Source organism: Lysobacter sp. BMK333-48F3, from assembly GCF_019733395.1.
GTDB lineage: Bacteria > Pseudomonadota > Gammaproteobacteria > Xanthomonadales > Xanthomonadaceae > Lysobacter.
In genome coordinates, this window is sequence record NZ_JAIHOO010000001.1 from 2942968 (window position 1) to 2969551 (window position 26584).

25 protein-coding genes are annotated in these 26584 nt (G+C 70.3%); 8 read left to right on the forward strand and 17 right to left on the reverse strand.

Translation table 11 applies throughout. The annotated features are described in order from the left end of the window. Window positions 1-18: 18 nt before the first annotated feature. From K4L06_RS12490 to K4L06_RS12500, 3 genes are all read right to left on the reverse strand, one after another. Complete coding sequence (locus K4L06_RS12490; RefSeq protein WP_221671669.1) at window positions 19-1257, reverse strand: MFS transporter; 1239 nt, start codon at window positions 1255-1257, stop codon at window positions 19-21. Between the two features lie 341 nt (window positions 1258-1598). Beyond that, complete coding sequence (locus tag K4L06_RS12495; RefSeq protein WP_221671670.1) at window positions 1599-2039, reverse strand: MarR family winged helix-turn-helix transcriptional regulator; 441 nt, start codon at window positions 2037-2039, stop codon at window positions 1599-1601. 191 nt (window positions 2040-2230) lie between these two features. Further along, window positions 2231-4402: a TonB-dependent receptor gene (locus K4L06_RS12500; RefSeq protein ID WP_221671671.1), complete on the reverse strand. Its 2172-nt coding sequence runs from the start codon at window positions 4400-4402 to the stop codon at window positions 2231-2233. A gap of 100 nt (window positions 4403-4502) precedes the next feature. On the opposite strand from K4L06_RS12500, the gene K4L06_RS12505 reads away from it, so the two are divergent. The 3 genes from K4L06_RS12505 to K4L06_RS12515 all read left to right on the forward strand — a co-directional run bounded on the left by K4L06_RS12505 (window position 4503) and on the right by K4L06_RS12515 (window position 6088). Then, window positions 4503-4913, forward strand: coding sequence for a MerC domain-containing protein (locus tag K4L06_RS12505; protein WP_221671672.1), 411 nt, complete (start codon window positions 4503-4505; stop codon window positions 4911-4913). Window positions 4914-5076: 163 nt separating this feature from the next. Further along, the gene (locus tag K4L06_RS12510; RefSeq protein WP_221671673.1) at window positions 5077-5259 is read left to right on the forward strand and encodes a 30S ribosomal protein THX; all 183 of its coding nucleotides are present in this window, start codon (window positions 5077-5079) and stop codon (window positions 5257-5259) included. Window positions 5260-5449: 190 nt separating this feature from the next. Further along, the gene (locus K4L06_RS12515) at window positions 5450-6088 is read left to right on the forward strand and encodes a hypothetical protein (protein ID WP_221671674.1); all 639 of its coding nucleotides are present in this window, start codon (window positions 5450-5452) and stop codon (window positions 6086-6088) included. 199 nt (window positions 6089-6287) lie between these two features. On the opposite strand, the gene K4L06_RS12520 is transcribed toward K4L06_RS12515, so the two are convergent. From K4L06_RS12520 to hutI, 3 genes are all read right to left on the reverse strand, one after another. Further along, window positions 6288-7142, reverse strand: a complete 855-nt coding sequence (locus K4L06_RS12520) for a hypothetical protein (protein WP_221671675.1) — start codon at window positions 7140-7142, stop codon at window positions 6288-6290. Then, entirely contained in the window at window positions 7139-8344 is a 1206-nt protein-coding gene (locus K4L06_RS12525) for a dipeptidase (protein ID WP_221671676.1), read from the reverse strand. The genes K4L06_RS12520 and K4L06_RS12525 overlap by 4 nt, the downstream gene beginning before the upstream one ends. A gap of 175 nt (window positions 8345-8519) precedes the next feature. After that, window positions 8520-9770: an imidazolonepropionase gene (hutI, locus tag K4L06_RS12530; RefSeq protein WP_221671677.1), complete on the reverse strand. Its 1251-nt coding sequence runs from the start codon at window positions 9768-9770 to the stop codon at window positions 8520-8522. 79 nt (window positions 9771-9849) lie between these two features. Between hutI and K4L06_RS12535 the strand changes: the two genes are divergently transcribed. Beyond that, window positions 9850-11160, forward strand: a complete 1311-nt coding sequence (locus tag K4L06_RS12535) for a formimidoylglutamate deiminase (RefSeq protein WP_221671678.1) — start codon at window positions 9850-9852, stop codon at window positions 11158-11160. Between the two features lie 315 nt (window positions 11161-11475). On the opposite strand, the gene K4L06_RS12540 is transcribed toward K4L06_RS12535, so the two are convergent. The 3 genes from K4L06_RS12540 to K4L06_RS12550 all read right to left on the reverse strand — a co-directional run bounded on the left by K4L06_RS12540 (window position 11476) and on the right by K4L06_RS12550 (window position 15218). Next, window positions 11476-11997 (reverse strand): methylated-DNA--[protein]-cysteine S-methyltransferase, encoded by a 522-nt coding sequence (locus tag K4L06_RS12540; protein WP_221671679.1) that lies wholly within the window; start codon window positions 11995-11997, stop codon window positions 11476-11478. After that, on the reverse strand, window positions 11994-13607 hold the full coding sequence (locus tag K4L06_RS12545; protein ID WP_221671680.1) for a DNA-3-methyladenine glycosylase 2: 1614 nt from the start codon (window positions 13605-13607) through the stop codon (window positions 11994-11996). The genes K4L06_RS12540 and K4L06_RS12545 overlap by 4 nt, the downstream gene beginning before the upstream one ends. Window positions 13608-13976: 369 nt before the next feature. Beyond that, window positions 13977-15218: an ectonucleotide pyrophosphatase/phosphodiesterase gene (locus K4L06_RS12550; protein ID WP_221671681.1), complete on the reverse strand. Its 1242-nt coding sequence runs from the start codon at window positions 15216-15218 to the stop codon at window positions 13977-13979. Window positions 15219-15362: 144 nt separating this feature from the next. On the opposite strand from K4L06_RS12550, the gene K4L06_RS12555 reads away from it, so the two are divergent. Then, entirely contained in the window at window positions 15363-15932 is a 570-nt protein-coding gene (locus tag K4L06_RS12555) for a DUF4440 domain-containing protein (RefSeq protein ID WP_255595103.1), read from the forward strand. Window positions 15933-16032: 100 nt separating this feature from the next. Next, entirely contained in the window at window positions 16033-16359 is a 327-nt protein-coding gene (locus K4L06_RS12560; RefSeq protein ID WP_221671682.1) for a hypothetical protein, read from the forward strand. 118 nt (window positions 16360-16477) lie between these two features. Here the strand turns inward: K4L06_RS12560 and K4L06_RS12565 are convergent, their stop codons facing one another. From K4L06_RS12565 to K4L06_RS12575, 3 genes are all read right to left on the reverse strand, one after another. Then, window positions 16478-17476 (reverse strand): retropepsin-like domain-containing protein, encoded by a 999-nt coding sequence (locus tag K4L06_RS12565; protein ID WP_221671683.1) that lies wholly within the window; start codon window positions 17474-17476, stop codon window positions 16478-16480. Window positions 17477-17585: 109 nt separating this feature from the next. Then, a complete protein-coding gene (locus K4L06_RS12570; protein WP_221671684.1) occupies window positions 17586-18443 on the reverse strand; it encodes an N-acyl homoserine lactonase family protein in 858 nt (285 codons plus the stop codon). Between the two features lie 162 nt (window positions 18444-18605). Beyond that, the gene (locus tag K4L06_RS12575; protein ID WP_221671685.1) at window positions 18606-19190 is read right to left on the reverse strand and encodes a TetR/AcrR family transcriptional regulator; all 585 of its coding nucleotides are present in this window, start codon (window positions 19188-19190) and stop codon (window positions 18606-18608) included. Window positions 19191-19335: 145 nt separating this feature from the next. Between K4L06_RS12575 and hutU the strand changes: the two genes are divergently transcribed. Beyond that, a complete protein-coding gene (gene hutU / locus K4L06_RS12580) occupies window positions 19336-21006 on the forward strand; it encodes a urocanate hydratase (protein ID WP_221671686.1) in 1671 nt (556 codons plus the stop codon). A 233-nt stretch (window positions 21007-21239) separates the two neighbouring features. Here the strand turns inward: hutU and K4L06_RS12585 are convergent, their stop codons facing one another. Next, entirely contained in the window at window positions 21240-21683 is a 444-nt protein-coding gene (locus tag K4L06_RS12585; RefSeq protein ID WP_221671687.1) for an SRPBCC family protein, read from the reverse strand. A 270-nt stretch (window positions 21684-21953) separates the two neighbouring features. Between K4L06_RS12585 and K4L06_RS12590 the strand changes: the two genes are divergently transcribed. Further along, window positions 21954-23378 (forward strand): MATE family efflux transporter, encoded by a 1425-nt coding sequence (locus tag K4L06_RS12590; protein WP_221671688.1) that lies wholly within the window; start codon window positions 21954-21956, stop codon window positions 23376-23378. Window positions 23379-23417: 39 nt separating this feature from the next. On the opposite strand, the gene K4L06_RS12595 is transcribed toward K4L06_RS12590, so the two are convergent. From K4L06_RS12595 to K4L06_RS12610, 4 genes are all read right to left on the reverse strand, one after another. Next, window positions 23418-23654 (reverse strand): hypothetical protein, encoded by a 237-nt coding sequence (locus tag K4L06_RS12595; RefSeq protein WP_221671689.1) that lies wholly within the window; start codon window positions 23652-23654, stop codon window positions 23418-23420. Window positions 23655-23723: 69 nt separating this feature from the next. Next, the gene (locus K4L06_RS12600) at window positions 23724-24074 is read right to left on the reverse strand and encodes a VOC family protein (protein ID WP_221671690.1); all 351 of its coding nucleotides are present in this window, start codon (window positions 24072-24074) and stop codon (window positions 23724-23726) included. 24 nt (window positions 24075-24098) lie between these two features. After that, a complete protein-coding gene (locus K4L06_RS12605; RefSeq protein WP_221671691.1) occupies window positions 24099-24974 on the reverse strand; it encodes an alpha/beta fold hydrolase in 876 nt (291 codons plus the stop codon). Window positions 24975-25162: 188 nt separating this feature from the next. Beyond that, entirely contained in the window at window positions 25163-26128 is a 966-nt protein-coding gene (locus tag K4L06_RS12610) for a CsgG/HfaB family protein (protein WP_221671692.1), read from the reverse strand. Window positions 26129-26584: the final 456 nt, after the last annotated feature.

Sequence of the window (26584 nt, forward strand, 5' to 3'; positions counted from 1 at the left end):
CAAGATCGGCGAGCGCGACTACGCTTTCGCCGTCGCCAATCCATCCAGCGACGGCCTGGCTTCGCGGATCGGCAGGTTCGCCGCCGCGGCCAGCAGCGCCAGGACGATGTCGGCGTACCACATCCAGGTGTAGTCGCCGAACTTCGCCATCGCCAGCCCGCCGAGCCAGGCGCCGAAGAAGCCGCCGATCTGGTGCGAGAGCAGGGTCAGGCCGAACAGCGTGCCCAGGTAGCGCGGGCCGAACAGTTTGCCGACCAGGCCGGCGGTCGGCGGCACCGTGGCCAGCCAGGTCACGCCCAGGCCGGCAGCGAACAGATAGAAGGTCAATGGCGTCGGCGGCGAGACCAGATAGATCGCGATCAGCGCGGCGCGGCTGGCGTACATGCCCGCCAACAGGTACTTCATCCGGTAGCGCTGGCCGAGCCAGCCGGCGGCGAGGCTGCCGGCGACGTTGAACAGGCCGATCAGGCCCAGCGCCATCGCCGAGACGTTGTCGGACAAGCCGCACAGCGCGATCTCGCCGGGCAGGTGGGTGACCAGGAAGGCGATGTGGAAGCCGCAGGTGAAGAAACCCACGTGCAGCATCCAGTAGCTCGGCTCGCGTGCGGCGATGCGCAGTTGTTCGCGCAGGCCGATGCCGGCCGGCGCCGCGCTCGCCGTCGCCGATGCGGGCGATTCGCGCCGGCGCAGCGGCCAGGCCAGCGGCAGCGTCGCCACCGCGGCCGCGGCCAGGGTCCACATCGCCGCCATCCAGCCGGCCGCGGCGATCACCGCCTGCACCAGCGGCGCGAACACGAACTGGCCCATCGAGCCGCCGGCGTTGATCACGCCCGAGGCCATCGAGCGCTTTTCCGCGGGAATGCGCTGCGCGGTGGCGCCGATCAGGATCGAGAAGCTGCCCGCGCCCGCACCGGCCGCGCCGAGCACGCCCAGGGTCATCAGCAGGCCCCATTGCGAGGACACGAACGGAGTCAGGCCCATGCCGGCGATCAGCAGCACGCCGCCGAACACTAGGACTCGGCCCGGGCCGCGCTGGTCGGCCAGCGCGCCGAACACCGGCTGCACCGCGCCCCAGACGAACTGGCCGATCGCCAGGGCGAAGCTGATTTCGGCGATGCCCAGGCCGGTGCTGTGGCCGATCGGTTTGACCAGCAGGCCCTGCGATTGGCGGATGCCCATGGTGATCATCAGCATCGCCGTGGCGGCGAGCAGCAACGGCCAGTAGGACGCGGGTTTGGCGGAGGACGTGGGAGGCATGAGGGCGCTCGGCTACGAACGGCGGGGAAGGGGGCTGGCGGCGGTTCGGGCGTTCGCGCAGCGGGAAGCGATGTCGCGGTGAAGCCCTGGATCCCCGCCTGCGCGGGGATGGCGGTAGGGCAGAGACGCTGGCGTGGTGTGGTCGGTCGCTACGAGTCGTTGCGCCTGCAAGGTCGGGCGGCTCCCGCGGAATCGACTCCGGCGAAATTGGATTGCGCTTCCGCTTCGGCGCAGCCGGGCATCCACGAACTTCGGAGCCACGTCGCGATGAAGCCCTGGATCCCCGCTTTCGCGAGGACGACAGCGAGTGGCTAGCGTCCAAGTTGCGGCCTCGGCAGCGTTCATGCGCCATCGCCCTGCAACTGCGCGATCGCGCGGTCCAGTTGCGCGTGCAGGGCGGCGACGCCGTCGGCGCCGAGGCCGCGGTCGATTTCGTCCTGGGCCATGCGCCACAGCGGCTGCGCGCGTTCGATCGTGCGGCGGCCGGACGCGGTCAGGCGCAGGCGGCGTTGGCGCGCGTCCTCGCCCGGCACCGATTCGATCCAGCCGGCCTCGACCAGCGGCTTGAGGTCGCGGCTGAGGGTGCTGCGGTCCATGCCCAGTTCGCGGGCGATCTCGCCGAGCGGGCGGCCCTGGCCGCCGGTGCGGCGCAGGATCGAGTACTGGTTGAGGTTGAGGCCGGCCGGCGCCAGTGCCTGGTCGTAGCGCTGGCTCATCAGCCGCGACAGCTTGCGCATGCGGAAGCAGGTGCAGACGCTCGGGGTGGCGGGAGGTGCGATCATTGAGTGTATATACACCTAATTCGGCGACCGACGCAAACGCCGGCGGGAGCCGGCGTTCGAGCGGCAGATGCCTAGGGCAGGGAGCCGGGCCCGGGAGGAGCGCGGCGACGGTCGCAGCGCCGCCGAGCCGGAAGAGGCGGGAATGCGGGCGGCGTCGGCCGCCCGCTCCTTGCCGCCGTTGCCGGCGGCGGTCAGAAGAACATCCGTACCCCGAACGCGACTCCGCGGCCGGGCAGCGGCGCCACGTCCTTGAGGAAGGAGGTGTGCGCGCGCGCTTCCTTGTCGAGCAGGTTGCTGCCGTCGAGGAACACTTCCCAGGCGTTGCCGGCGGCGGTGTCGGCGTGCCAGGCGAGGTGCGCGTCGACCAGGGTGTAGCCCGGCGTTTCGCTCTCGAACTCGGCGACCCGGTCCTGGCGCGCGTAACGCACCGCGCCCAGCGAGGCGCGCAGCGGGCCGCGCGCCCAGCGCAGTTCGCCGCCGACGCGCCAGGGCGCGATCCGCGGCAGGTTGCCGCCCCGGGCCAGGTCGGCGGTGTAGTCGTGGCTGTGGTCGCCGTGCGGCACCGAGAACGCGACCTCGCGGGTGCCGCTGCCGTCGAGCTTGCCGCGCACCACGTCGCCGAACACGCGCAGGCCCCAGGTGCCGGTGTCGTTGTCGAGGAAAGTCCAGTCGGCTTCGGCTTCGGCGCCGCTGAAGCGCGCATCGCCCTGGGTCCACAGCCGCACCGGGCCGTCGTGCTCTTCCACGCCGGTGTCGGCCAGGTAGATGAAATCGCTGTAGCGCACGTGGTACAGCGAGGCGCTCAGCTTGAGCGGGCCGTTGTGCCAGTGCAGGCCGATTTCGGCGCGATTGGCGGTTTCCACGTCCAGCTCCGGGTTGCCCAGCTCGACGCTCGCGGTCGCCACGTGCAGGCCGTTGGAGTACAGCTCCTCCGCGGTCGGCGAACGCTGCGCGCGGTCCAGGCCGAAGGACAGGTGGAAGTCCTCGCTCAGGTTCCAGCGCGCCGAGGCCGACAGGCTGGTGGTGTCGAAGTCGCGGTCGGCGCCGATCGCGTCTTCGGCGACGTCGATCTTGTTGCGGTCGTGGCGCGCGCCCAGTTCCAGCTTGACCGGGCCGAACTCGCGCTCGCCGATCCAGAACAGTCCGCCGTCGCGCGACTGCGAGGGCGGTACGAAGGCCTCTTCGCCGATCGCGCGGAAATCGCGCTTGGCGAACTGCAGGCCGAACGCGCCGTTCCAGCCGCCCCAGGGGCGGTGCACCAGTTCCAGCCGGCCCTCGGTGCTGGTGTTGTCGAACACGGTGCCGACCTCGGCGCCTTCGTACTCGGTGTGGGTGTATTCGGTGCGCGCCAGCTTGGCCCGGATCGAGGCGAACGGGCCGACCTCGTTGAGGCCGCCGCGCACTTCGGTGCGGCGCTGGTCCATCTCGATCTGCACCGGGCCTTCCTCGCCCTCGGCGTCGCCGCCGTGGTCGTGGCCGTCGTCGCCGTGCTCGTGCTCGTGGCCGGGCACGCCGTAGCGGGTGTTGAACAGGCTGTAGCTGGCGCCGAGGAAGCCGCGTTCGCCGACCCAGGAAATGCCGAGCGCGCCGGCATCGGTGCGCACCGCGCTGTTGCGCAGCACGCCGCGGTCGGCCGGGTCGGCTTCCTCGCCGGCTTCGGCGCGATGGGCCGCGCTTTCGGCATAGCCGGGAATGTCGTAGTCGCCGGTCTCGCGGTGCAGGGCGTCGAAGTGGAACACGACGTGACCGGAGGCCGAGGTGCCGTCGAGGCGGACCATGCCGGTCTTCTCGTCGTTGACCGTGCCGCCGCGCAGTTCGGCGCGTCCCTGCAAGGGCTGCTCGGTGGCGCGCTCGGGGATGCGGCCGTCGATGACGTTGACCGCGCCGCCGATCGCGCCGCTGCCGTAGAGCAGGGTGGCCGGACCCTTCAGCACTTCGATCTGATCGGCGAGGAAGGGCTCGATGCTGACCGCGTGGTCGACGCTGACCGTGGACACGTCGCCGGAGCCCAGGCCGTCGCTGAGCACCTGCACCCGCGCGCCGTCGAAGCCGCGCACGATCGGCCGGCCGACGCCGGGGCCGAAGTACGAGCTCTGCACGCCCGGCAGCTTGGCCACGGTTTCGCCGAGCGAGTTGGCCTTGGCGCGGTCGAGCTGCTCGCCGGCCAGCACGTCGACCGGACGGGTCAGGTCTTCGGCGGTACCCGGCAGCGGCGTGGCCTTGACCTCGATGCCGCTCAGGTCGGTGGGCTGGTGGTGGTCGGTCGGCGCAGTGCCGGCCTCCTGGGCCTGGGCGATCAATGGAACAGCCAGTTGCAGGGCCAGGGCGAGCGGCAGCAGCCGCGGAAGGGGACGTCGGGGCATGGGTTCAGGTAAAGTGCTGGAAGCGACAGGTCGCAATGTTATATTATAACAACGCGAGTTGTCCCCTCCCCCAAAAGTCATCATTAACGATCCGTAATCCATGTCCGACCTGCGTCCCCGCAGCCTGATCGACCGCATCGGCGCCTTCGGCTCGCTGCTGTGCGCCGTGCACTGCGCCCTGCTGCCGCTGGCGATCGCGCTGCTGCCGTCGCTGGGCGTGGCCGGCTGGTTCGACGGCCGCTTCGAATTGGCGTTCGTGATCTTCGCCACCTTGCTAGGCAGTTTCAGCGTCGCCTGGGGCTATCGCCGCCATCGCGCCGTACGCGCCCTGGTGCTGCTGCTGCCCGGCGTGCTGGTGCTGTGGCTGGGCCTGTTGTACCCGCCGCTGCACCACTCGCTGCTGCCGCACGCGGTGGTGATGACCCTCGGCGGCACCCTGGTCGGGCTGGCCCACCTGGCCAATCTGCGACTGAACCACGTTCACGTCCACGACGCCCACTGCGCCCATTGAGCCCGCCGCGGGCCTGGAACCGACGCTTGTGCTAGGCTTCGCAGCCTCGCGCGCGCCGTGTGGCTGCCGGCACCGGTCCTGCGGACCTGCCCGGCGGCCCCGCCTGCCGCCAGCGCGAACACCATTCGATCCAACGCACAACGTCTTAATTAGGAGCACGACCATGGGTAAGGGCGACCGCAAGACCGCCAAGGGCAAGCGCTACAACTCCAGCTACGGCAACGCCCGCAAGGCCGTGACCAAGGCCACCGGCACCGCCGCGGCGCCGGCGGCTAAGAAGACCGCCAAGAGCGCGGCCAAGGCGCCGGCCAAGAAGGTCGTGGCGAAGAAGGCCACCAAGGAATAAGCCGGCCTGCCGGGCCTTGCGGCCCGCAAGCTCGCAACAAAGCCCCGCGCCAGCGGGGCTTTTGTTTTTTGGGGCGCGGTTCTGCGGGTGGGCGGCGCGATACACGCAGACAGGATGTAATTTTTTCATTAAGATGCGCGCCGTTCCCGAGGATGGGAACTTCATCACCAATCAAGGAACAAGGGGATTTATGAAGAAGCAACTCGCGCTGGGCCTGGCCCTGGCCCTGGCGTCGACCGCCGCAGCTGCGGAAGGTCTGAGCTACACCCACATCGAAGCCGGCTACTCGGTGCAGCAGTACGAAGTGCGCAGCCTGACCCCGGGTCTGAGCGTGCAGGATCCGAAGGCCGACGGCGGCTACATCGATGGCTCGGTCGCGTTCGGCGAAGCGCCGTTCTACGCGTTCGGCAGCTACCGCAAGGGCGAAGACGACAACGTCGGCGTGCGTTTCAACAATATCGCCCTGGGCGACATCGACGTCGATGCCGACCAGCTCAAGATCGGCGTGGGCTACCACCACACCCTGTCCGAGCGCGTCGACTGGGTCGGCGAGCTGAGCTACATCCGCACCGAACTCGATTCCAGCCTGCTGCAGGACGAGATCGACGGCGACGACTTCCGCGGTTCGGTCGGTCTGCGCGGCAACCTGGCCAAGAACTTCGAAGGCTGGGCCAAGCTGAACTACACCGACGGCGACATGTACGACAGCGAGTTCAGCGGCACCCTCGGCGCCCTGGTCAAGTTCAACCAGACCTGGGGCATCGTCGGCGAAGCCGAATTCGGCGAGCACGCCAAGCAGTACAGCATCGGCATCCGCGCCAGCTTCTGATCCGCGCTTGCACGATGGTCGAAGAAAGCCCGGCTCGCGCCGGGCTTTTCTTTTGACGGTCGGGATTCGGGATTCGGGATTCGCTTAAGTGCCGGATCGCTTGGTTTCCCTCGCGAGGTGCGCTGTGCGAATTAGACGACGGCTGGCTGGGCTGGCATGAGCGCCGGTTCCGCTTCGGCTTGCACCGCCGCGGACGGGCTCAGCCCGGCGCGTCCTGCACGATCACGTACTGCTTGCGGAATTCCAGCCCTTGCCCGGCCGCGCTCGGCCAGGTCGCGGCATAGGCGTTCAGGCTGTCCAGGCCCGGCGACCAGTCTTCGCCGTTGACCCGGCAATCGGCCTGGCATTCGCCGTCGCGGTGATCGCGCGAGGCGAACAGGCGCAGCGCGAACACGCCCTCGGCCTGCAGCAGCGGGCGGAACGCGTCCAGCGACTGGGTGAAAAGACAGCAGGGGCAATAGCCGTGCTCGCAGGCTTCCGCGTCCTCGCCCGCGTCCGCACTCGCGGCCTGCTCGGCCGGCGCCTGGCCGAAGTGCGCCACCGGCCCGAACACGACCCGTCGCTGCCGCGCTTGCGCTCCGTCCTCGCCATCGAAGTCCATGCGCATGCTCATGCAGGCTTCGGGTTCGACCCGCGTCGCATCGAGCAGGGCGATCAGGTCGGTGCGCGCCCATTGGCCGAAACCGCGCCGCACGGCGTCGTCGAAGCCCTCGCCGGTGGCGTGCTGGTACTCGAACAGGCCCTGCGGGAAGCAGCGCGGGTGGTTGCACTGGATGGTGCTGGCGGTACGGATGACGCCGTTGTCGAGCTCGGTGAATTCCACCAACTGCGGGAACGCGAACAGGCCGTCGTCGCCGATCTCGATCCAGCCGTTGTCGTAGGCGTGCGCGCGATGGCCGCCGTCGGCCAGCACCTCGGCCAGGGTCTGGACCAGGTCGAACGGTTCCAGGAACTCCTCGCCGTGTTCGTCCTGGAAGCGCAGGTGGCCGTCGGGCGAACCGCCGGGGTTGGCTTCGAGCAGGTCGAACTCCGGGCCGGCTGCGGTGGCGCTCATCGACCCACCGCCTGCGCCTCGACCGCGCGCCACACCCGCAGCAGGTTGCCGCCGAGGATCTTGCGCACGGTGTCGTCGGAATGGCCGCGGCGCTTCAGGCCTTCGATCAGGTTGGGATAGTCGGCGACCGACTTGAGGCCTTCCGGCAGCGCGCCGGACACGCCGTCGAAGTCCGAGCCGATGCCGACGTGATCGGCGCCGAGCAGCTTCACCCCGTAGTCGATCTGATCGAGCACGGCGTCGATCGGCACCTTGCGCGGCGGATGGGCCTTTTCCCAGGCGGCGTCGTAATCGGCCTGGCTGCGCACCGGTTCGCCGCGTTCGCGCGCGGCGGCCTGTTCGCGCTCGAACTTGGCGCTGTCGACGAAGTAGGCCTGGGTGTCGGCGGCCGAGGCCGGGTCGACGAAGGCGTTGCCGAACACGATCTGGACCACGCCGCCCTTGGCCGCGACCGCCTTGGCCAGTTCGTCGCTGAGGTTGCGCTCGAAGCCCGGGGTGAAGTGGCGCAGGCCGGAATGGCTGGCGATCACCGGCGCCTTGCTGCGCGCGAGCACGTCGCGCACCGCGTCGTCGGACAGGTGCGAGACGTCGACCATGATGCCGAGCCGGTTCATTTCGTCGACGACCTTCTCGCCGAACGGGCTCAGCCCTTGCCAGCTGCGCTTGGTGCTGTAGGACGAGTCGCTGATCCGGTTGTCCTCGCTGTGGGCGAGGGTGATGTAACGCACGCCGCGGGCATGGAACTGCGCCAGCCGGGCCAGGTCGTCGCCGATCGGCGCGCCGTTTTCCATGCCCAGGGCCAACAGCACGCGCTGGCCGCGGGCGTGCAGGCGTTCGAAATCGGCCGGCGAACGCAGCAGGGCGAATTGCTGCGGGTGGCGGCCGATCATCGCCTCGACCGCGTCGATCTGGGTGTGCGCGGTCTGGGTCGCGCTGCCGGCGCGGTCTTCGCCGGGCGAGGTGTAGATCGACATGAAGGCCACGTCCAGGCCGCCCTGGCGCGCGCGCGGATAGTCGAACTCGACTTTCGGCGTGTCCACGCCGAGGTCGGCCCAGTGGCGCAGCAGCAGGCTGGGCGCATCGATGTGGGTGTCGACGATGATCGCGTCCTGGGCGAAGCGCTGGCCGGCGCTCAAGGGTTGGTCGGCCTGCGCGGCTGGACTGGACAGGGCAAGGGCTAAGGCGAGAGCGGCGATCCGCACGGATCCTCCGGTGGGCTGCGCGCCGCGGCGCGCGGGAGGACTGAGCGTACAGCAAGCCGCGGCGAGGGCATGCCGCGGCGCAGCGATGCATCGCTGTCGATGCCGATGCTGATGCGGCCGCGGGGCGATCATGGTTCACGCCGCGTCGGCCGCTGCCGGCGCGTTCGCCCGCGCCTCAGGCGTCGCCGGCCACCTGCAGGCCGCCGGCGTAGACGCGCCGCGCCAGCCGGCCGCCGAGCCAATAGCACAGCTCGGACGGGTGGCCAATGTCCCATTGCACGAAATCGGCCTGCGCGCCGACCCGCAGCACGCCGCGGTCGGCGTAGCCGAGCGCGCGCGCGGCGTGCACGGTGGCGCCGCGCAAGGCCTCTTCCGGGGTCAGGCGGAAATGCGTGCAGGCCAGCTGCATCGCCTGGCGCAGCGACAGCAACGGCGAGGTGCCGGGATTGCAGTCGGTGGCCACCGCCATCGCCACGCCGTGTTCGCGGAACGCGTCCAGCGGCGGCAGCTTGGTTTCGCGCAGTACGTGGAACGCGCCCGGCAGCAGCACCGCGACGGTGCCGCGTTCGGCCATCGCCCGCACGCTGTCCAGCGAGGTGTGTTCGACGTGATCGGCCGACAGGCCGTCGAACGCGGCGGCGAGGCCGCCGCCGCCGAGGTCGCTGAGCTGGTCGGCGTGCAGCTTGACCGGCAGGCCGAGTTCGCGCGCGGTCTCGAACACGCGCCGGGTCTGTTCCGGCGAGAAGCCGATGCCTTCGCAGAACGCGTCGACCGCGTCGATCAGGCCTTCCTCGTGCAGGCGCGGCATCCAGGCGCAGACCGCGTCGATGTAGTCGCCGCTGCGGCCGGCGTACTCCGGCGGCAGGGCGTGCGCGGCCAGGTAGGTGGTGCGCACCCCGAGGCCGAGCTCGCGGCCGATCGCGCGCGCGGTGCGCAGCATCTTGCGCTCGTTCTCCAGGTCCAGGCCGTAGCCGGACTTGATCTCCACGGTGGTGGCGCCGTCCTCGAGCAGGGCGCGCGCGCGCGGCAGCGACTGGCGCAGCAGTTCGCCGTCGCTGGCCTCGCGGGTGGCGCGCACGCTGGAGACGATGCCGCCGCCGGCGCGGGCGATCTCCTCGTAGCTGGCGCCCTGCAGGCGCAGCTCGAACTCGCGCGCGCGGTCGCCGGCGAACACCAGGTGGGTGTGGCAGTCGACCAGGCCGGGGGTGATCCAGCCGCGGGCCTGGATCACTTTGGCGGCCAGCGACTGCGGCGCGCCGGGCAGGCCGGAGCGCGCGCCGACATAGGCCAGGCGGCCGTCGCGCCAGGCCAGCGCGGCGTCGGCGATCTCGCCGTAGCCGCGGTCGCCGTCGAGGGTGGCCAGGGTGGCGCCGAGCACGAGGCCGTCGTACAGGGCGCCGTCGGAACGGGGGGAAAGGGCGGTCATGACGGGATTTTAGCCGTTGGCGCCGGTCGTGACCCGGCCGGCGGTCGCGTCGCGGGCGCGTGCAGGCGAGAATGCGGGCATGACCACGCCCCCTCCCTATATCGACTGGACCCCGGCCGGCTGGCGGCGCCCCGCGGCCGTACCAGCCGGTACGCCGCTGCGCCGCCGCGTGCCCGGCATCGCCAACCTGCATTCGCACGCCTTCCAGCGCGCCATGGCCGGCATGGCCGAGCGCCAGACCAACCCGGCCGACAGCTTCTGGACCTGGCGCGAGACCATGTACCGCTTCGCGGAGCGGTTCACGCCCGAAACGCTGTACGCGGTCGCCTGCCAGTTGTATGTGGAGATGCTGGAGGCCGGCTACACCAGCGTGTGCGAGTTCCACTATCTGCACCGTCCACCCGAAGGCCATCGCTTGGCTGCCGTCGCGGACGCGATGTCATGGTCGTTGATCGGTGCCGCGGCGGAAGTAGGCATTCGAATGACCCTGCTGCCGGTGTTGTACATGACTGGTGGATTCGACGAGCGCCCGCTCAGCGAACGCCAGCGTCGTTTCGGCCATGACGTCGATTCCTATTTGCGATTGCTCGAAAAGTTGCGCGCTCATAGCTACGACATGCTGCGCGTCGGCTGCTGCCTGCACAGCCTGCGCGCGGTGCCGCCGGCGCCGATGCGCGAGGTGCTGGCGGCGATCCCCGGCGACAGCCGCGTGCACATCCATATCGCCGAACAGACCGCCGAGGTCGAGGATTGCGTGGCGCTGCGCGGCGCGCGTCCGGTGCGCTGGCTGCTCGACAACGCCGACGTCGACGAGCGTTGGACCCTGGTCCATGCCACCCATCTCGACGAGAGCGAAGTGCGCGGCATCGCCGACAGCGGCGCGACCGTGGCGATCTGCACCACCACCGAGGCCAATCTCGGCGACGGCCTGTTCCCGCTGCGCGACTACCTCGACGCCGGCGGCGCCTGGGGCGTGGGTTCGGACTCGCACATCTCGGTCTCGCCGGTCGAGGAACTGCGCTGGCTGGAGTACGGCCAGCGCCTGATCACCCGTCGGCGCAACATCGCGGTCGGCCGCGGCGACGCGGCGCATGCGGCCAGCGTCGGCGAAACCTTGCTGCGCGGGGTGGCGGCCAGCGCGGCGGCCTCGACCGGTTTCGGCGCCGACGTCCTGGCCGGCGATCGGCTGACCCTGGATCCGAACGCGCCGATCCTGGCCGGCGCCAGCGACGAGGACTGCATCGACCGCTGGTTGTTCAGCGGCAACCGTAATGTCATCGACACGGTCGAAGTCGGCGGCCGGGTGGTCGTCTCCGGTGGACGACACCCCAAGCGCGACGAGATCGCCGCGGGTTATGCGGATGCGATGCGGTTGTTGATGGCGGATTGAGTGGCTGGGGGAATGGCGTCGGCGGCACAGCTAGAGCAACAGCAGCAACAGCAACAGCAAATCCCCCCTGGCCCCCCTTTTTCAAAGGGGGGAAAGGCAGGGCACCGTTGCCTGGGTTCTCACCTCTGACGCGCTGCCGCGCTGTTCCCCTCCCTTTGAAAAAGGGGGGAAGGCAGGGCACCGTTGCCTGGGCTCTCATCTCTGACGCGCTGCCGTGCTGTTCCCCCCTTTGAAAAAGGGGGGTAGGGGGGATTTGCTCTGGCGTTTGCTCCTGCCCTGCTTGCGCTTACCTGGATCCGCCCCGCGCACGAAACCTCAACGCGGCGCGAACAAATCCCCGATCGGCACCGCCTCGACCGCCGGCAGCGCGCCTTCCAGGGTCAGCAGGAACTGCTTGGTCGGCAGGCCGCCGCCGAAACCGGTCAGGCTGCCGTCGGAGCCGATCACTCGATGGCAGGGCAGCACGATCGGCAGCGGATTGCGGCCGTTGGCGGCGCCGACCGCGCGGGTCGCGGTCGGCCGGCCGATGCGCTGCGCCATCTGCGCATAGCTCCAGGTTTCGCCCCAGGGGATCTGCGCCAGGGTGCGCCAGCACTGCAGCTGGAACGGCGTGCCGTGCGGCGCCAGCGGCAGGTCGAACTCGCGCAGGCGGCCGGCGAAGTAATCGTCGAGCTGATTGCGCGTGCGCTGCAGCACTTCGTCGTCGCCTTCGCGCCAATCGGCGCCGCGCTTGTACGGATGCCAGGGGTGCTCGAATTCGATCAGGCGCAAACCGTCGGCGGCGCTGGCCAGCAACAGCGCGCCGACCGGGCTGTCGATGCTCTGGTAGGTGATCATGCCGCCGCGCCCTCGTTGCGCGCCGATCCGGTATCGGCGGCGTGATCGGCGACGGCGCGACGGCGCTTCGGCGCGGGCTTCGCCGTCGCGGCGGGCTTGGCCGCCGGCACCGGCATGCTGTCGCGCCAGACCTGGATCACCGCATAGGCGCGCCACGGCCGCCAGGCTTCGGCGCGCGCATTGAGCGCCTTGGCGGTCATGCGCACGCCGTCTTCCGGCACGGCCTTCTGCAGCACCAGGTCGTCGGCCGGAAAGGCGTCGGGATGGCCGAGCGCGCGCAAGGCGACGTAATGCGCGGTCCACGGACCGATGCCGGGCAGGGCGACCCAGCGTGCGACGAAATCGTCCAGGGTGCGTTCGGCTCGGAAATCGACCCGGCCGTCGAGCAGGGCGCGGGCGACCGTGCGCACGGTGTCGGCGCGCGCACGGGTCACCCCGATCGAAACCAGGTCGGCATCGGCCAAGGCGTCCGGCGTCGGGAACAGGTGCTCCAGTCCGGGCGCGAACGGTTTCGGCAGCGCCTGGCCGTAACGCTGCGCCAGACGCGAGGCCAGGGTGCGCGCGGCGGCGACGCTGACCTGCTGGCCGAGGATCGCGCGCACCGCGATTTCGAACCCGTCCCAGCCGCTGGGCAGGCGCAGGCCGGGGCGCCGTTCGACCAGCGCTTTCAAGCGTGGATCCACCGACAGCGCGGCGCCGATCGCGTTCGGGTCGGCATCGAGATCGAACATGCGCCGCAAGCGGTTGATGATGTCGAGCAGCCGCGCCGGCGCCGGGCCGTGCAGTTCCAGGCGCAGCGCGTGCTCGGGCTCGCCCTTGCGCGACGGCCAGGCGCTGACCCGCAGCCAGCCCGGCGCTTCGATCGGGCCGATCACCCGGCTGTAGCTGTGCTCGTCGACCAGCTCGACCCCGGGCAGGGCGCGGCCGCGCAGGAAATCCAGCATCGCGGCGAAGTCGTACGGCGGCCGGTAGCCCAGGCGCAGGCTCAGGGTTTCGCCGCTGCTGTCGAGGCTTTCGTTCGGCCGCCGGCGCAGCTCGCGCGGCGCCATCCGGTAGGCCTCCTGGAAGGTCGCGTTGAAGCGGCGCAGGCTGCCGAATCCGGCGGCCATCGCGACCTCGGTGATCGGCAAACGGGTTTCGGTCAGCAATTGCTTGGCGAACAGCAGTCGGCGGGTGCCGTGCACGCCGATCGGCGGCGCGCCGAGGCGGTCGACGAACAATCGCCGCAACTGGCGTTCGCCGACGCCGACGCGCGCGGCGAGCTCGGCCAGGGGTTGTTCGGCCAGCAGGCCCTGGTCGATCAGCTTCAGCGCGCGCGCAACCGCAGCATCGCCGCGCCGCCAGGCGCCGTCGCCGGGCGACAGCTCCGGCCGGCAGCGCAGGCAGGGACGGAAACCGGCGGCTTCGGCCGCGGCGGCGTGGCCGTAGTACACGACGTTCTCGCGCTTGGCCGCCGGCGCCGGACACACCGGGCGGCAATAGATGCGGGTGCTGGTCACGGCGGTGAAGAACAGGCCGTCGAAACGCGGATCGCGGCTCAGCCGGGCTTGTTCGCAGACGCGCCAATGCGGCAGGGAGGCGGCCGGCGCGGGAGTGGGGGTGGCTTCCATGCGGGGCAGCCTAGCACCGGGGCAGGGCGCCGACTCGCCGGATTCGGACATGAACGTGGAGGCGCCTGCGAGGGGCTGGCGCGGTGGGTTCACTGGCGCGGTCGCGGCTTGTGACCGGAGGAAATCCCCGTGGGACGCCGCTCCTACCCTTGAGCGATGCGTCTGGGAACGAGCTGGTCCGGCTTGTGTAGGAGCGGCGTCAGCCGCGACAACCGAAGCGGCGAAATACCACGCCATCGCCCGAAGTCCGGATGAGGCCGTACGAACAGCCCGGCGGTCCGGGCTGCAGCGGTTGCGCTTGAGTACGTCGCTGCGGTGGGTCGCGGCTCGCGCCGCTCCTACAGGGGCGATGCAACGCGCTAGGACGATTCAGGGCTCGCGCAGCGCCGGCAGCAGCGGGGCGATGTGGCCGTCGTTCGGCGCCGGGGCGATGCCGATCAGGCGCGCCAGCAGCGGATAGACATCGACGTTGTCGATCGGGGCGAGAGTCGCGCCGCGTTTGAACGCTGGACCGCGGGCGACGAAGATCGCGCGCATCGACGGCAGCGCCGGGTCGTAGCCGTGCGAACCGCGGGTGCCGGGGTTGGGGTATTCGCGCAGCTTGCTGGCTTCGATCGCGTCCCAGCCTTCGCGCATCTGGCACACGATCGGCGGCACCCGCGGGTGGCGGCCGTAATGCCAGCGCGCCGGCAGGTCGCCCTTGCGCCAGCAGTCGTAGTGGGGATGCGCGCCGAGCAGGCGCCGCTCGACTTCGGCCTCGCGGCCGCGCAGCGGGACGATGCCGATCGATTGGCCGACCGAGGTCACCACGGCCTGGTCCGGAGCGACCATGTCCTCCACCGCGATGCGCTGGCCCGGCGCGACCTCGGCCATGCCGTGGTCGGAAACCAGCACCAGGTTGACCCGCTGGCTCAGGCCGCGCGCCTCCAGGCCGTCGATCAGGCGGCCGATCGCCGCGTCGATGCGGACCAGGGCGGCGCGCGCCTGCGCCGAATTCGGGCCGTGGTCGTGGCCTTCGTGATCGAGCGCATCGAAATACAGGGTGGCCACGTGCGGCCGGGTCGTCGCCGGTTCGCCGAGCCAGCCCAGGACTTCGTCGACCCGCGCGTTCTCGTCGATCGAGGCATCGAACGGGCGCCAGCGGTTCGGGCGCAAGCCGCGGATCGGCGCTTCGCTGCCGGGCCAGAACAGGGTCGCGCTGCGCAGGCCGGCCTTCTGCGCGCCGATCCAGATCGGCTCGCCGCCGTTCCACCAGCGGGTGTCGCCGACCGCGTCGCGGTCGGCGACGCGGAAACGGCCGAGCGCATCGTCGCTCATGCTGTTGTGGACCACGCCGTGATGGTCGGGGCGCAAGCCGGTGACCAGGGTGTAGTGGTTGGGAAAGGTCAGCGAGGGGTAGGACGGGGTCATCCACTGCGCGCGCACGCCGTCGGCAGCCAGGCGCTCGATGTTCGGGGTCAGGCCCAGATCGAAATAGCCTGCGCGGAAGCCGTCGATCGAGATCAGCAGCAGCGGCGTGTCGGCGGGCGGCGTCTCGCGGGTCGGCGCGGCGCAGGCGGCGAGGACGGACAGGAGCAGGGCGGCCCAGGCCGCGGACAAGATCGAACGCATCCGCGCATGATAGCGGCCCGGGATGGCAGGCCGGTGTCGGCCGCCGGGAGCGCGACGGGCGGCCAGATTCGGCATGACTTCCGTCGCTGGCGCCGTTGGCGGGGCCTGCCGATAGTGGCCGCAACGCCCGTCGAGTTTCCGTCCATGCGCATTCTCGTCCGCATCGCCTGCCTGGCCGTCGCGCCGTGGTCGCTCGCCGTCGCCCAGAGCGCATCCGCGCCGGCGGCGCCGGCCGCCGCAGCGCAGGCGCCGGCAGTGAGGCTGGATGCGGACGAATGCGCAGTGTGGGCGCGCGAACTGAGCTTCGCCCGTTCGGTCGCCGAACACGACGCCCAGGCTTTCGCCGAGCACCTGCATCCGCAGGCCGCGTTCGGCGCCGGCCGCCCGCAGCCGACCCGCGGCCGCGAGCGGATCGCCCAGGATTGGACCGGGCTGATCGAAGGCAAGCAGACCCTGCTGCGCTGGTATCCGACCCGGGTCACCATCGCCGGCGCCCGCGACGTCGCCTGGTCCACCGGCCCGGCGCTGTACCAGCGCGTGCAGCCCGGCGCGCAGCCGCGCTATGCGCTGGGCGCGTTCCAGTCGGTCTGGCACCGCGGCGCGGACGGGGTGTGGCGGGTGTTGTTCGACGACGGACAGGCGCCGCGCCCGGCCACCGAAGCCGAGGCGATGGCGTTCCACAGCGGCCGCCGCGAGGCCTGTCCGCAACGCTGACAGAAACCTAAACGACGATCGCCCTAACGGCACCGCGTCCGGAGCGCGGGCGTATCGTGGATGGGACCGCTTCATCCCTGTCGATCACAGGAGGCGTTCCATGAAATCCGCAATGTTCGCCGCCATGCTGTGCGCATGCGCGTTCGCCGCCGGCGCGCAGACTCCGACCGCCGCCGATCCCGCCGTCGCCCAAGACGCCCGGCTCGGCGCAGACGCCGGCCGCGCCGCCAAGCAGGACGCCCAGGCGGCCGCGACGCCGCGCGCCGACGACCGCTATTGCCTGCGCCAGACCGGCTCGCGGATCCAGTCGCGGGCCAAGCAGGACTGCACCGCCTACGGCCGCCGTTACGATCGCGACGAACTGCAGCGCACCGGCGAAGTCGACGTCGCCAGCGCGCTGCGCAAGCTCGATCCCTCGGTACGCTGAGGCGCGCCGCCGTTTCGTCGGCCGCGGCGCCTCGCGCGCGGCCGTTCCGGTTCCGATCCCTTCTGGATCGATCGAACGCCCGGCTCGTGCCGGGCGTATTTTTCGCCCGCGTCCCGCGTCAGCGTTCGAACGTGGCGGTCGCCGACGGATAGTCGACGCTGATCTTCAAGTCGGCGAAGGCGTTGCCGCCGATCGCGCCGTCGACGCGCTGGTCCATCCACTTCGACATGTAGTCGTGGAAGTTGCGGTCGCGGCGTTCGGCGAACCACACCGGACCGACCCGATAGCCGCCGACTTCCAGTTCCGGCACTTCGATCAGCCGCCCGCTGTCGTTGCGGTCGGCGTGTTCGATCACCCGCCAGTGCGGATGCCGTTCGCGCCAGCGTTGCAGCACGCTGGCGGCGATGAAGCTGCCGGCGCGATCGGCCGGGCCGCCGCCGAGTTCGCGCACGCCCTGTTCGGTCAGCATCAGGCTCGCGCCGGTGTCGAACAGCAGTTGCAGGGTTTCGCCGTCGATGCGCACCGCGATGCGCGGGAAGTGGGTGGTCGGGCGCCCGTCGTCGCCCTTCTGCAGGCCCAGGGCGACCCGGTGCGCGGCCTCGACCCGTGGCAGGGCGCCGTCGGGCAACAGGCGCAAGCGGCCGCGCGGATAGTCGAACTCCCAGCTGCGTCCGCCGAACCAGGCCGCGCCGAGCATGCCGTCGCCGATCCGGCGCTCCTGATCGGGCGGCGCGGCCAGCGTAGGCACGCCGCGCTGCGCGTCGCGCGGCGGCGGAATCCAGGCGCGCGGGTCGAACTGCGGCCAGGCCAGCAACTGCGGCGGCGCATCGGCGGCCTGCGCCTTGGGCGTAACGCCCATGGCGCGCGCGCCGGTGTGGGTGAACAGCAACCCGCCGCCGGTGTCGGAGAACAGACGCAGCTTGCGCCCGTCGCGCAACTGCGGCTGGAGGAAGAACCGTCCGGCTTCCAGCGTCGCCGGCAAGGTCATCGGCAGCTTCGACGCGACCGGCTCGGTGGGGGCGGCCGGCGCCTGCGCGCGCAGCGGCGACCAGGCCGCGAGCCCCAGCAGGGCCGCGGCCAGGGGAAGACGGAACAGCGGCGAAGACAGGTGCGTCATGGCGGACTCGCTGCGCAGTGAGGACAGCATCCAGCTTCGCTGCAACCGCGCCGGCGGGTCAGTGCAGGAGGTCAACCAACTTTCGGCAGTCCGCCCCGACGCTGACGGTTCAGTCCATGTACGCCGGGAATTTCGGCAGCGCGGCGAAATCCTCCGGCGCGTGCTGCACCACCACCTGGCCGGGGTGGGTCGCGAGCAGGCGCCTGACCCGTTCGAACGAGGCCAGGGTGTCGGCGCGGTTGTGGTTGAACGCCGGCACCCGCGATTGCTCGTAGTTGGCCCGGGTGTGCCAGAGGTCGCCGGACAGCACCAGCGGGCCGAAGTTGGCCAGGCGCAGCATCAGCACGCGATGCCCCGGCGTGTGGCCGGGCGCGCGCAGGATGCGCACGCTGCCGTCGCCGAACAGATCGTCGTCGTCGTTGCCGTCGCGCAGCTTGGCCTGGCGCCAACCGGCGAACAGCCTGGGGTCGACGCCGATCGGCGTCGGCGTAGCAGAAGCCCATTCCAGTTCGCTGCGATTGAGCACCCAGGTCGCCTTGGGGAACAGGCCGAGGTTGCCGCTGTGATCGGCGTGCAGGTGCGACAGAGCGACATAGTCGATGTCGGCCGGGCGCAGCTTGAGTTCGGCCAGTTGTTCGACCAGGGTGCGCTGGACCGTGAAGCGGATGCCCATGCCCGGCAGCGGCACGCCCTCGGGCTTGGCCGCGATCGCGTCGCCCAGTCCGGTGTCCCACAGCAACCGGCCCTTGGGATGCTCGATCAGGAAACAGGGCGCAGCCATGGTGCCGGACTGGCCGGCGTACTCGTCGGCGTCGGAGAACATGCCCATGTCCTGCAGGTCGATGCGTCCGCAGTCCAGGGCGTAGACGCGCAGCGAGGACGGCTGGGCGGCGGGCGGCGCCGCCTGCACGGAAGCGGCGAACAGCGTCCAGCTCAGTGCGGCGGCGAGAAAACGGGAGTGGCGCATGGCGCGTGCTCGGCGATGGGGAGGACGCGGATTATCGCCAAGCCCCGCGGCCGCGGCTGTGCCGGACAGCGGAATATCGTGCCGGACTGTCGGGCCGGAATGGCCGCTCGCCGTCGCGTCTCCGGCGCGCGCGCTTCGATCGCGCGCTTCAATCCGCGCGCTTCAATCGTTCAACAGTCCGTGCAGCAAGCGGTCCAGCGAGGCGTCGTAGAAGGCGCGGAATTCGGCTTCGCCGTAACTGAAGCGGCCGGCGCGGTACAACGCGATCAGGCCGTGGGTGTGTCCCCACAACGTCATCGCCAAGTCCCAGGCGTCGCCCTCGCGCAGCCGGCCGGCGCGTTGCGCTTCGGCGACCAGGTCGGCGACCACGTTCAAGGTCGGCGACAGGCGGGCGCGGAAGTCCTCGGGGAAGCGCCGCGCGCGTTCGCGCCGCATCGAGAAGGCGTGATCGAACAGGTGCGGATGGACCAGTGCGTAATCGAGGTAGATGCGCTGGGTCGCGAGCAGGCGCGCGATCACGTCGCCGCCGGCGCTGCGCGCGCTCCAATGGCGGGCGATCTGCTCGAAGCTGTCGTCGCAGATGCGCTGCAGCAGCGCTTCGCGATTGCGGAAGTGGCGGTAAATGGCCATCGGCGTGATCCCGACCGCCTCGCCGATGCGGCGCATGGTCACCGCTTGCGCGCCGCCGCGCTCGAACAAGGCCCGGGCGGCGCGCAGGATCCGGTCGGCGGTGGCGGGGGCGCTCATGTATACAGCGTATACATCGGCGGCATCCGAGGGCAAATTCGCGGCCTTCGTGCGCCTATACGGGCGCTTCCGGCGGCATCGGCGCTGGCGGCGGCGAAGAACGCGGCGCGATAATTTCGCCATCCCACACCGCCGGAACATCGCCATGTCCGCAGGCACCCGCCTCGATCCCGCCCGTGTCGTCCGCGCCCCGCGCGGCAGCGAAAAGAGCTGCAAGTCCTGGCTCAGCGAAGCCGCTTTCCGCATGCTGCAGAACAATCTCGACCCCGAGGTGGCGGAGAACCCGACCGCGCTGGTGGTCTACGGCGGCATCGGCCGCGCCGCGCGCGACTGGGAAAGCTTCGACGCGATCCTCAAGTCGCTGCGCGAGCTGGAAGACAACGAGACCCTGCTGATCCAGTCCGGCAAGCCGGTCGGCGTGTTCCCGACCCATGCCGACGCGCCGCGCGTGCTGCTGGCCAACTCCAACCTGGTGCCGCACTGGGCCAACTGGGAGCACTTCAACGAGCTCGATAAGAAGGGCCTGATGATGTACGGCCAGATGACGGCCGGCTCGTGGATCTACATCGGCTCGCAGGGCATCGTCCAGGGCACCTTTGAAACCTTCGTTGAAATGGGCCGCCAGCACTACGGCGGCGATCTCAAGGGCAAGTGGATCCTCACCGCCGGCCTCGGCGGCATGGGCGGCGCGCAGCCGCTGGCCGCGTCGCTGGCCGGCGCCAGCTCGCTGACCATCGAATGCCGCCAGGCCAGCATCGATTTCCGCCTGCGCACCCGCTACGTCGACGAGCAGGCCCACGACCTCGACGACGCCCTGGCGCGGATCGCCAAGTACACCGCCGCCGGCGAAGCCAAGTCGATCGCCCTGCTCGGCAACGCCGCCGACATCCTGCCCGAGCTGGTGCGCCGCGGCGTGCGTCCGGACTGCGTCACCGACCAGACCTCGGCGCACGATCCGGTGCACGGTTACCTGCCGATCGGCTGGACCGTGGAGCAATGGCTGGAAGCGCAGAACAGCGACCCGGCCCGGGTCCGCGACGAAGCCAAGAAGTCGATGCGCGTCCACGTCGAAGCCATGCTGGCCTTCCACGCCCAGGGCATCCCGACCGTCGATTACGGCAACAACATCCGCCAGATGGCCAAGGACGAGGGCTGCGCCAACGCCTTCGATTTCCCGGGCTTCGTTCCGGCCTATGTGCGTCCGCTGTTCTGCCGCGGCGTCGGCCCGTTCCGCTGGGTCGCGCTCAGCGGCGATCCGGAAGACATCTACAAGACCGACGCCAAGGTCAAGGAAATCATCGCCGACGATCCGCATCTGCATCGCTGGCTGGACATGGCGCGCGAGCGGATCAGCTTCCAGGGCCTGCCGGCGCGGATCTGCTGGGTCGGCCTGGGCCTGCGCCACAAGCTCGGCCTGGCGTTCAACGAAATGGTCCGCAACGGCGAGCTGAAGGCGCCGGTGGTGATCGGCCGCGACCACCTCGACAGCGGCTCGGTGGCCTCGCCGAACCGCGAGACCGAGGCGATGCGCGACGGCAGCGACGCGGTCAGCGACTGGCCGCTGCTCAACGCCATGCTCAACGTCGCCGGCGGCGCGACCTGGGTCTCGCTGCACCACGGCGGCGGCGTCGGCATGGGCTATTCGCAGCACTCTGGCGTGGTCATCGTCTGCGACGGCAGCGAAGAAGCCGACAAGCGCATCGCCCGGGTGCTGTGGAACGACCCCGGCACCGGCGTCATGCGCCACGCCGACGCCGGCTATGAGATCGCGCGCGATTGCGCCAGGGAGCAGGGGCTGAAGCTGCCGATGCTCTGAGCCTCGCCGCCAGTCCACAGTCCGCCACGACGGCCCGCATTCGCGGGCCGTCGTCGTTTCGAAGCGCAAACCGCGGCGCTGCCCCTGTAGGAGCGGCGTAAGCCGCGACAGCCGCAGCGGTGTCATTCCACGCGAGCGGCCGAAGTCCGGATGTCCGGGCTTCGGCCGCCGCGCTTGCGTACGTCGCTGCGATGGTCGCGGCTTACGCCGCTCCTACAGGGGACGCCTCGGGCTCAGCCCGGAATCGTCGGCTCGACCAGGCGTTCGAGCAGGGTCAGCGATTCCTGCCAGCCGAGGTGGCACTGCTCGGCCGGGATCACGTCCGGAATGCCTTCCTGCACCACCTCCACTTCGGTACCGCAGGACACGGCGCGGAAAGTGATGGTGGTCATGATGGTGCCGGGCAGGTTGGGGTCGTCGAAGCGGTCGTCGTGGACGATGCGTTCGCCGGGCACCAGCTCCAGATAGGTGCCGCCGAAGCTGTGGCTGCCGCCGCTGCCGAAATTGGTGAAGCTCATCCGGTAGCGGCCGCCGACCTTGGCCTCCAGTTCGTGCACGGTGCAGGTGAAGCCGTCCGGCGGCAACCACTTGCACAGGGCGGCGGGGTCGAGGAAGGCGCGGTAGACGCGTTCCGGCGGGGCGGTGAAGACGCGCAGCAGGCGAACGGTGTTGCTCATGGGTGATCTCCGATAGAGAGGTGTAGCCCTCATTCATGGCGACGAACGGGCAGGGCCGGAATCGACATCCGCGGCGAACGCCGATTTTGGCTGGCGCGTTCTGGCCGGCGCGCTCGGGACGGCACGCGCCGCGGGACGCGGTTCAGGTTGTAACCCAGACCGCGGCCGGTCCGAAACGCGAAATCGCCCCCGATTCATCGGACGGTTGTCACTAGCCAAGCCGCGCCGCGTCCCTATCATCGGGCGGTGCCTCCCCGCATGGAGCCTGCGATGACTCAGGATCTCTCGGCCGTCGAGACGGCCGCCGCACCGCCTTCGCTGTGGCGCGAACTGCGCGACGCGGTGCGCGGCACCGACGCCGATTACACCAAGATTCCGTTGCGCCGCGCCGTGTTCCTGCTCGCAGTGCCGATGGTGCTGGAACTGGTACTGGAATCCACCTTCGCGGTGGTCGACATCTTCTTCGTCGCCAAGCTCGGCCCCTCGGCGGTGGCCACGGTCGGCCTGACCGAGAGCTATCTGTTCCTGCTGTACGCGGTGGCGATGGGCCTGGCGATGGCGGTGACCGCGGTGGTCGCGCGCCGGATCGGCGAGGGCAAGCGCGAGGAAGCCGGGATCACCGCGGTGCAGGCGATCTTCATCGCCGTGCTGGTGTCGGTGCTGCCGGCGGTGGCCGGGATTGTTTATGCCCAGGACCTGCTGCGGCTGATGGGCGCCGACGCCTGGAGCATCGAACACGGCTACCGCTATACCCAATGGATGCTCGGCGGCAACGCGGTGATCATGTTGCTGTTCGTGATCAACGCGATCTTCCGCGGCGCCGGCGACGCCGCCATCGCGATGCGGGTGCTGTGGCTGTCCAACGGCCTCAACATCCTGCTGTGCCCGATCCTGATCTTCGGCCTCGGGCCGGCGCCCGAGCTCGGCATCGAAGGTGCCGCCATCGCCACCAACATCGGCCGCGGCATCGGCGTGGCCTACCAGCTGTGGGTGCTGTTCCGCGGCGGCAAGCACATCCGGGTGACGATGGCGCAGTTGGCCTGGCGCGGGGCGATGCTGTGGAACATCGTCCGCACCTCGCTCGGCGGGATCGGCCAGATGATCGTGGCGATGACTGCGTGGATCTTCCTGATGCGCATCCTGGCCGCGATCGGCAGCGAGGCGGTGGCCGGCGCGACCATCGCCATCCGCCTGATGATGTTCACGATGATGCCGGCCTGGGGCATGTCCAACGCCGCCGCGACCCTGGTCGGGCAGAACCTCGGCGCCGGCCACCCCGAACGCGCCGAGGCCTCGGTGTGGCGGATCGGCTGGTACAACATGGCCTATCTGATCGCGGTCTCGGTGCTGTTCTTCGCCCTGCCGCAGCAACTGGTCGGCATCTTCACCGCCGATCCCGAGGTGGTGAGGATCGGCGCCGAGTGGCTGCGGATCCTGTCGTACTCGTTCTTCATCTACGGCTGGTGGATGGTGACCGTGCAGGCCTTCAACGGCGCCGGCGACACCATGACCCCGACCAAGATCAACGTGGTGTTTTTCTGGCTGATCCAGATCCCGTTGTCCTACGTCCTGGCGATCTCGCTGGGCTGGGCCCATTCGGGCGTGTTCTGGGGCGTGTTCGTGTCCGAAACCGCGGTCGGCGTGTTCACCCTGTGGCTGTTCACGCGCGGAAAGTGGAAGCAGGCGCAGGTGTAGCGGCCGTCGACGAGCGGCTTGCCCGCACGGGCGGGCCGCTCATCCCGGCGAATCCAGATAGCGGTAGGCGGCGAACGCCGCGACCGCGAAGCCGATCCAGACCGCCAGCCCGACCAGCGCGCACGGCGTGTCGCCGGGCTCTTTCTTGCCGTAGAACGGCTTCAGGACGACCCGGCCGGTGCCGTGCAGCAGCAGTTCGACCACGCCTTCCAGCAACAGGCGCCCGACCAGCCTCAGGGCGCCGCCGAGCAGTTCGCCTACCGCGTCCAATGCCATCGTCTCTCTCCGCTGCCGCCGCCGCGCCGGCCGTAGCTTAGCCGGTGCATGGCGGCCCGGAGCGGCGACTCAGCGGTCCGACCACACCGCCAGTTCGTAGCCGTTGGGGTCGACGAAGTGGAAGCGGCGACCGCCGGGGAACTCGTGCTCGGCGACGATCGGCGCGCCGGCGGCCTCGACCCGGCGCCGCGCGTCGGCGAGATCGTCGGCGTAGATCACCACCAGCGCGCCGCCCGGCTTGGGCGCGGCGTGGGCGTTGAAGCCGCCCTTCATGCGGCCGTCGTCGAACTCGCAGTAGTCCGGGCCGTAGTCGGTGAAGCTCCAGCCGAACGCGGCGCCGTAGAAGGCCTTGGCGGCGGCGATGTCGGCGACGGCGAATTCGAGGTAGTCCAGGCGCAGGTTGCGGTCGGAGGCGGTCATGGCGGTCCTGTTAGGGGCGGTGGGTCAACCGGCCGTGCGCGGGGCGACGGCTTCGGCGAGGAAGGCGCTCAGCGCCTGGCGGAATTCGGGCGAATCGGCGGCGTTGACGTGATTGCGCGCGGGCACGATCAGCAGGCGCTTGCGTCCCTCAGGCAGCGGCGTGGCCCGATACAGGGCTTCGGCGAAGCGCGGCGGGGTGGCGACGTCGTTTTCGCCGGCGACGAACAGCACCGGTTCGTCCAGGGCTTCGACGACCTGCTGGTTGCCCTGGCCGGCCAGGGCGCCGGCCGGGGCGACGCGCCGCACCAGCATCCGCGCCCATAGCTTCTGTCGCGAACGCATGTGCGCGCCCCAGTCTTCGAAACTGGTCACCGAGCTTTCCAGGATCAGGCCGTCGAGCCGCCGGCTCGCCGCGACCCGCCCGGCCATGAAGCTGCCCAGCGAATGGCCGTGCACGATCAGCGGCAGGCCGGACAGCTCCGGGTCTTGCCGCAAGCGGTCGTAGACCGTGCCTGCGTCGCTCAGCAAAGCGTCCAGCGACGCCGTGCCGGTGCTGGCGCCGTAGCCTCGGTGATCGACCAGGACGAAATTGACCGGCGCGTCGGCATAGGCCTTGGCGCTGGTCGCGGCCTGCCTGGCCACGGTGTAGCCGTTGCCGCCGAAGTACAGGACCGTGGCGACCGCGTCGCGGCGCAGGAAGCGCAGCGCGTACAGCTGCGCGCCGTCGGCGTCGATGCGGCTTTCTTCGATCCGGTAGGCCGGCAGTTGCGCGCGCAACGCGGCCAGGTCGGCGGCCGGCGCGGGTCGCGCGATCACGATGTTGTCCTCGCGCACGTGCCAGGTGCAGGCGGACAGGGCGGTAGCGAGCAGCAACGAACACAGAACGCGGGCTGGCTTCATGGATCCTCCTTGACGACGTTGTTGCGTGGCCGCGGTCTTGCCGTACCCGCGAAAGGCGTCATGTATCGCCGTTCGCGCGCCGAAAGGGAAGCCGGAGCGGACGGCTGCCGCAACGCGGACACGAAAAAGGCCGCCGGTCGCCCGGCGGCCTGGCTTCGCGCAATCAACGCGCCGCGATGGGCTGCGGTTTACTTGGACAGTTCCAGCGCCAGCGAGGACACCCAGCCCTTGTTGCCGAGCTCGTCCTCGACTTCCCACATCGCGCCCTGCTTGTTGCCGGTCGGGTACAGCATCATGCCCGGGTCGAGCGGACGCACGACCTTGCCGCTGCCCGAGGAGTTGGCGAACAGGCGCGCGGCCTTGACCACGGTCACCGCCTGCTGCGAGTTCGAGGCCGAGGCGTTGCCGGACAGGCCGCCGAGCTCGGTGACCAGGTTGGTGTAGGCCTGCAGGTAGGCCATGGTGATGACCTGGCCGATCTCGGTGTTGGCGTAGCCGGACACGCCGGCGCCGCCCAGGCCGCTGCCGCCCCACAGGGCGCCGCCGGCGCCGAAGCCGATGTCGGTCTTCTTGGCGCTGCCTTCGGCCATCGCGACCTGCTCGGACGAACGCACGTCGGTCACGGTCAGGACCACGTCGGCGGTCTTCTTGCTGAAGTTGAGGTTGCCGGCGACCGCGCCGGCCTTGCCGCCGATCAGGCCGCCGAGCAGGCCGCCGATGGCGTTGCCGCCGGCGTTGCTGTTCTTGGCGATCAGGTCCGGCACCAGGACGTAGTCGGCGGCGCGGATCTGGCCCTTGCCGATGTTGGACTTGTTGCGCAGCTGGCCGCTGGAGGCCAGGTCGCGCTCGCGCATCGCCATGTCCATGCCGGCGCCGCGGTCGACCAGGGTGAAGCAGCGCGACTTCTGCACGAACACCTTGATCAGCTTGCTCGGGGCCGGCAGCTGCTGGCCGCTCCACCAGTTGACGCCGTCCTCCGGCTCGATCACCGAGATCGCGCCGAGGTTCTTGGAGCAGGTGGGGATCTCGGTCATCTTCTGGGCGCGGATGTCCTGCGCGCTCTTGCGCTGGGCCCAGGTCGGCGCGGCGCTCAGCGCCAGGCCCACTCCGAGCACGCATGCCACCACTTGAATGCCCCTGCTTGCGGTTTTCATCGTCTAGTCCTTGAAACGGACGCCTGCGGCGACCGTGCGTTCCTGAAAGAGCCGCGGTCTGCGCCGCGGTGCCTGCGCCACCCCATCGTCCCTCTCGCAGGCCATCGCTGCGTTGCAGCGGGAGGTCGGCCGGAGTCCCCAGAACGAAGGCCGCGGCGGCGGGCGCCGCGGTGGTGGTACGCCCGGCAATGATAACGGCATCACACTAGTTTTCAGGCCAGGCGGCCCCCGTCGACTTTGACAGGTGGCTGCCGGCGGCCGATTCGCGGCTGGCCCGCTGGCCCGGACCCGCGGCAAGGCCGTCGGCGCGGGACCTGGCCGGGGCGGGATCGACCCGGGCTGGACAGCCCGGTGCGTCTCGCCGGCTGCGAACAGCGCGGGCGATACTGCCTGGCCTGCGGCCCGCGCGGCCGTCCGTTCATTGCCGGGCGCAGCCGCATTGCGGCCACGCCGGCC

Excerpts from the sequence above, each read along its gene's own strand:
- K4L06_RS12520 (WP_221671675.1), bottom strand. The coding sequence starts at position 7,142 with ATGAGCGCCACCGCAGCCGGCCCGGAGTTCGACCTGCTCGAAGCCAAC.
- K4L06_RS12545 (WP_221671680.1), bottom strand. The coding sequence starts at position 13,607 with ATGGAAGCCACCCCCACTCCCGCGCCGGCCGCCTCCCTGCCGCATTGG.
- K4L06_RS12540 (WP_221671679.1), bottom strand. The coding sequence starts at position 11,997 with ATGATCACCTACCAGAGCATCGACAGCCCGGTCGGCGCGCTGTTGCTG.
- K4L06_RS12500 (WP_221671671.1), bottom strand. The coding sequence starts at position 4,402 with ATGCCCCGACGTCCCCTTCCGCGGCTGCTGCCGCTCGCCCTGGCCCTG.
- K4L06_RS12610 (WP_221671692.1), bottom strand. The coding sequence starts at position 26,128 with ATGAAAACCGCAAGCAGGGGCATTCAAGTGGTGGCATGCGTGCTCGGA.
- K4L06_RS12590 (WP_221671688.1), top strand. The coding sequence starts at position 21,954 with ATGACTCAGGATCTCTCGGCCGTCGAGACGGCCGCCGCACCGCCTTCG.
- K4L06_RS12555 (WP_255595103.1), top strand. The coding sequence starts at position 15,363 with ATGCGCATTCTCGTCCGCATCGCCTGCCTGGCCGTCGCGCCGTGGTCG.
- hutU (WP_221671686.1), top strand. The coding sequence starts at position 19,336 with ATGTCCGCAGGCACCCGCCTCGATCCCGCCCGTGTCGTCCGCGCCCCG.
- K4L06_RS12550 (WP_221671681.1), bottom strand. The coding sequence starts at position 15,218 with ATGCGTTCGATCTTGTCCGCGGCCTGGGCCGCCCTGCTCCTGTCCGTC.
- K4L06_RS12515 (WP_221671674.1), top strand. The coding sequence starts at position 5,450 with ATGAAGAAGCAACTCGCGCTGGGCCTGGCCCTGGCCCTGGCGTCGACC.
- K4L06_RS12490 (WP_221671669.1), bottom strand. The coding sequence starts at position 1,257 with ATGCCTCCCACGTCCTCCGCCAAACCCGCGTCCTACTGGCCGTTGCTG.
- K4L06_RS12605 (WP_221671691.1), bottom strand. The coding sequence starts at position 24,974 with ATGAAGCCAGCCCGCGTTCTGTGTTCGTTGCTGCTCGCTACCGCCCTG.
- hutI (WP_221671677.1), bottom strand. The coding sequence starts at position 9,770 with ATGACCGCCCTTTCCCCCCGTTCCGACGGCGCCCTGTACGACGGCCTC.
- K4L06_RS12585 (WP_221671687.1), bottom strand. The coding sequence starts at position 21,683 with ATGAGCAACACCGTTCGCCTGCTGCGCGTCTTCACCGCCCCGCCGGAA.
- K4L06_RS12535 (WP_221671678.1), top strand. The coding sequence starts at position 9,850 with ATGACCACGCCCCCTCCCTATATCGACTGGACCCCGGCCGGCTGGCGG.
- K4L06_RS12505 (WP_221671672.1), top strand. The coding sequence starts at position 4,503 with ATGTCCGACCTGCGTCCCCGCAGCCTGATCGACCGCATCGGCGCCTTC.
- K4L06_RS12565 (WP_221671683.1), bottom strand. The coding sequence starts at position 17,476 with ATGACGCACCTGTCTTCGCCGCTGTTCCGTCTTCCCCTGGCCGCGGCC.
- K4L06_RS12575 (WP_221671685.1), bottom strand. The coding sequence starts at position 19,190 with ATGAGCGCCCCCGCCACCGCCGACCGGATCCTGCGCGCCGCCCGGGCC.
- K4L06_RS12595 (WP_221671689.1), bottom strand. The coding sequence starts at position 23,654 with ATGGCATTGGACGCGGTAGGCGAACTGCTCGGCGGCGCCCTGAGGCTG.
- K4L06_RS12510 (WP_221671673.1), top strand. The coding sequence starts at position 5,077 with ATGGGTAAGGGCGACCGCAAGACCGCCAAGGGCAAGCGCTACAACTCC.
- K4L06_RS12570 (WP_221671684.1), bottom strand. The coding sequence starts at position 18,443 with ATGCGCCACTCCCGTTTTCTCGCCGCCGCACTGAGCTGGACGCTGTTC.
- K4L06_RS12495 (WP_221671670.1), bottom strand. The coding sequence starts at position 2,039 with ATGATCGCACCTCCCGCCACCCCGAGCGTCTGCACCTGCTTCCGCATG.
- K4L06_RS12600 (WP_221671690.1), bottom strand. The coding sequence starts at position 24,074 with ATGACCGCCTCCGACCGCAACCTGCGCCTGGACTACCTCGAATTCGCC.
- K4L06_RS12560 (WP_221671682.1), top strand. The coding sequence starts at position 16,033 with ATGAAATCCGCAATGTTCGCCGCCATGCTGTGCGCATGCGCGTTCGCC.